Origin of the sequence: Rothia nasimurium (assembly GCF_928382285.1) — a bacterium.
Taxonomy (GTDB): domain Bacteria; phylum Actinomycetota; class Actinomycetes; order Actinomycetales; family Micrococcaceae; genus Rothia; species Rothia nasimurium_E.
Map to the genome: position 1 here is coordinate 1 of NZ_CAKMSS010000024.1, position 892 is coordinate 892.

Below are 892 nucleotides of genomic sequence, written 5' to 3' on the forward strand. Positions count from 1 at the left end.
GAGGCTTATTCAAAAATCCAACCCACCAACTAGACAACGGCCCCACCACACGGCAACCTAGAGGATAAAACGCCAGTAATATTCTCAGCACCGCACCGGAGGAACCGTTGCACCACCACCGTACCACCGGCCTGACCCCAACCCAATTCGCCACACTGCTCACTGTCCTCAAAAACCACACCACCTGGACACCCATCAACAGAGGTAGACCACCAGCACTAACCCTCGACCAAGCCCTCAAAATCACCCTGCTCTACCACCGCCATAACCTCACCGAAGAACTCCTCGCAGAACTTTTTGCTGTCTCTCAATCGACAGTCTCACGAGCTATCAACACCATCGAAAAGGCCCTGAAGAAGATTCTCACTCCGCTGACTCAGCCTTTGAAAGAAAGCCTTAAAGTACCAGGATCTTTGGTCATCGATGGGACCCTGATACCCACGTGGAATTGGCGTTCACTTGGTAAAACAAATTTCTCTGGAAAGCACAAACGAGCCGGATTCAACCACCAAGTCATCTGCACCCTAGATGGCAGACTCCTAGCCATCACTGACCCGTTGCCTGGGGCTAGGCATGATGCATATGCCTTCAAGGTTCACGGGCTAGATCAGCTGCTGGATTCCTCGACTCTGGCTGATAAGGGCTATGTGGGTCTGGGGTTGGCTACCCCGGCCAGGCGTAAGCCGGGCCAACGGCTGAGCCGGGAGCAGAAGCGGAATAACCGGGTGGTGAATCGGCTACGGTCGGTGGTGGAGCGGGTTATCGCGCACATCAAGACTTGGCGGATTCTTCATACGGGGTTTAGGCGGCCGTTAGGGTTGTATGGGCGGGTGTTTTCGGTGGTGCGGGGGTTGGTGTTTTTGGCTGCGGGTGGGACTTTTGAATAAGCCTC

Annotated in this window: 1 protein-coding gene; it reads left to right on the forward strand. The window is 54.6% G+C overall.

Annotation, left to right across the window (positions count from 1 at the left end; genetic code table 11):
• Positions 1 to 107: 107 nt before the first annotated feature.
• A complete protein-coding gene (locus L6758_RS10900) occupies positions 108 to 887 on the forward strand; it encodes a transposase family protein (protein ID WP_237200026.1) in 780 nt (259 codons plus the stop codon).
• Positions 888 to 892 lie beyond the last annotated feature (5 nt).